1 protein-coding gene and 1 tRNA gene are annotated in these 2,728 nt (G+C 39.5%); one reads left to right on the plus strand and one right to left on the minus strand.

Annotation, left to right across the window (positions count from 1 at the left end; all coding sequences use genetic code 11):
• Nucleotides 1-530: 530 nt before the first annotated feature.
• Nucleotides 531-1,949, plus strand: coding sequence for an alanine/glycine:cation symporter family protein (locus tag N523_RS0115580; RefSeq protein WP_028835322.1), 1,419 nt, complete (start codon nucleotides 531-533; stop codon nucleotides 1,947-1,949).
• Between the two features lie 688 nt (nucleotides 1,950-2,637).
• Here N523_RS0115580 and N523_RS0115585 read toward each other — a convergent pair.
• Nucleotides 2,638-2,724, minus strand: a tRNA-Leu gene (locus N523_RS0115585).
• Between the last annotated feature and the right edge of the window lie 4 nt (nucleotides 2,725-2,728).

The following is a 2,728-nucleotide window of genomic DNA, read 5'->3' on the forward strand; positions in this document are numbered from 1 at the left end:
AATTCCTACCGAAGTAGTTATTGCTGTTGGTCACTCAGTTTAAATTGAGACTCTAAATTTGTTTGCCTCACTACCTAAGTAGCTTGGCTGTTAGAACTCAATCTGTACGAGTGCCCACACAGATGATTGCTTTATATTGTTAAAGAACGTTGCGATTAAAGCGTTTAACTTTATCTCGCTAGGGCTGCGCATATTACGCTTTCCTATTTTTTTGTCAACACTTAATTTTGTTAAACTTGAAAGTTTTCGAAACTAAGTTTTACTCAACTCACTGAGTAGTGAGTGCCTCGCTATGCGTTGCGCTCTGCCGTCTCAGTGGGGTCGCATTATAGGGCGAATCGATTTTAACGCAAGCGTTTTTAAAGGCTTTTTTGCATTTAATTTTTACCCCAAAGATACCCCACCTAGACACACATGTTACCCACAAAACCCTGTGGATAACTCATTTTTTTACGCTGTTTACTAAACTATTTACTGTGCTTGTGGTAAGTTGCGCCCGATATTTACAACTCGTTCACTAGGTAACGCACATGACAGATATAATAAATAGTATAAGTGGTCTCTTATGGGGTCATATTTTAGTGTACTTATTAATAGCAGCAGGGCTATTTTTTACAATACGTCTTGGTTTTATCCAATTTGTACAGTTTCCACATATGATTAAAGTCATGTTTCAAAGTCGTCAAGGCTCTGACGGCGGCATTTCTTCTTTCCAAGCATTTTGTACATCTTTAGCAGCCCGTGTTGGTACTGGTAATATGGCAGGTGTTGCCGTTGCACTTTATTTAGGTGGCGCAGGTGCTATTTTTTGGATGTGGTTAATTGCTTTAATTGGTATGGCTACTAGCTTTGCTGAAAGTACATTGGCACAAGCTTATAAAACACGAGATGAAGAAGGTAACTTCCGTGGTGGTCCGGCCTATTATATGGAGTACGGACTTGGTAAGCGTTGGATGGGTGTTGTCTTTTCATTGTGCTTAATTTTAGCCTTTGGTTTAGTTTTTAACGCAGTACAGTCAAATTCTATTGCTGCGGCTTTTGAAGTCGCCTTTGGTATCCCTAACTATATAGTCGGTATCGCTCTTGTTATTGGGTCAGGTATTATTATATTTGGCGGTCTAAAAACCATTTCTCGATTTGCTGAATTAGCCGTTCCATTTATGGCTGCTGCTTACCTTGTGGTTGCACTTTATATGTGTGCTGTAAATTACACTGAGTTACCTGATGTATTTATGCATGTGATCAGAAGTGCTTTTGGTATTGAGCAAGCGGGTGCCGGTGCAATTGGTTATGGGGTAATGCAAGCGATGATCCAAGGGATCAAGCGCGGCTTGTTCTCAAACGAAGCCGGTATGGGTAGTGCTGCGAATGCTGCCGCAACGGCAACACCAAACCCACCTCACCCTGCTTCACAGGGGTATGTACAAATGCTGGGTGTATTTGTAGATACTATTATTATTTGTACTGCAACTGCTGCTCTTATTTTATTATCAGAGCAATTAGTGCCAGGCTCAGATGTAACGGGTATAGCGCTTACACAAGCAGCCCTTGAAGAACATGTAGGCAGCTGGGGTGCCATATTTGTAGCAGTCGCTATTTTATTTTTTGCATTTACATCTATTGTGGCTAACTACTCGTATGCTGAAACGAACTTATTATTCTTAGAACATAACCACGCATCTGGCATGTTGGTCTTCAGGTTATTAGTGTTAGGTATGGTAATGTTTGGTGCATTGGGCGAATTACCACTAGTGTGGACATTAGCTGATGTATCTATGGGCTTAATGGCAATAGTGAACGTAATCGCATTATTTATGCTCTCTGGTGTTGTGGTGTGGCTTGCCAAAGATTATAACGCTCAGCGACGCGCTGGAAAGTTACCGACGTTTGATCCAAGTAAGAACGACAAACTCAATAAAACTATTCCAAAAGGTATTTGGCATAAATAATTAGTTTTTATAACTTCAAGTTAAAAACCCGAAACGGCCATTGTCATTTCGGGTTTTTTATTTATTTAACTTTAATCTAAAAGTTACTGATAACAGTAGTCACTTATAAATTACTAGTGTGAAGATAGACGTTATTAAAGCCGCCCAACCTACCTATAAGCTCACCTTATCCAAACATTATAAGCATCCTACAAGTAAATTTAATAACCTATGTAGTAGGTCTGAATGCTTATAACGACATCCCTGCTTAGGTTTATATACATTACTGCATAACCATAATAACTAACACTGCGCTTATTATACCAATCCGCAATAATACTCAATCATTTTGCGGGGCTAAACGTGTCGCTATCTGTGTTGAAAAATTCTCATTTAGAACAACTAAATAGCGATTTTTTTGCCTAGCTATCACCCCGTTTTTCCTGCCTCAAAATAGACCGCTTAATTAAGCGAATTGGTATTAAAGAGTCTAGTTTATGATTTAGCTAACGACCTACACTACACCTTGATTAACTTGTAAAAAAGTCTGAAGTGATCAGTGACAGTCTATTGGTGAGCCAAGAGTATGTATCAGACCTTGCAACAAACCATTATTGCTAACAACAGGGGGTAGTAAATTAGTGTGCTTCAAGGGACTTAGTAATAAAGATATGATGATTTAATTAGATTTTACGGAAAGAATATAAAGTGGTGCCCGAGGCCGGACTTGAACCGGCACGACTTGTTAGTCGAGGGATTTTAAATCCCTTGTGTCTACCAATTCCACCACTCGGGCATCG

This window comes from Pseudoalteromonas sp. 23_GOM-1509m (genome assembly GCF_000518425.1).
GTDB classification, from domain to species: domain Bacteria; phylum Pseudomonadota; class Gammaproteobacteria; order Enterobacterales; family Alteromonadaceae; genus Pseudoalteromonas; species Pseudoalteromonas tetraodonis.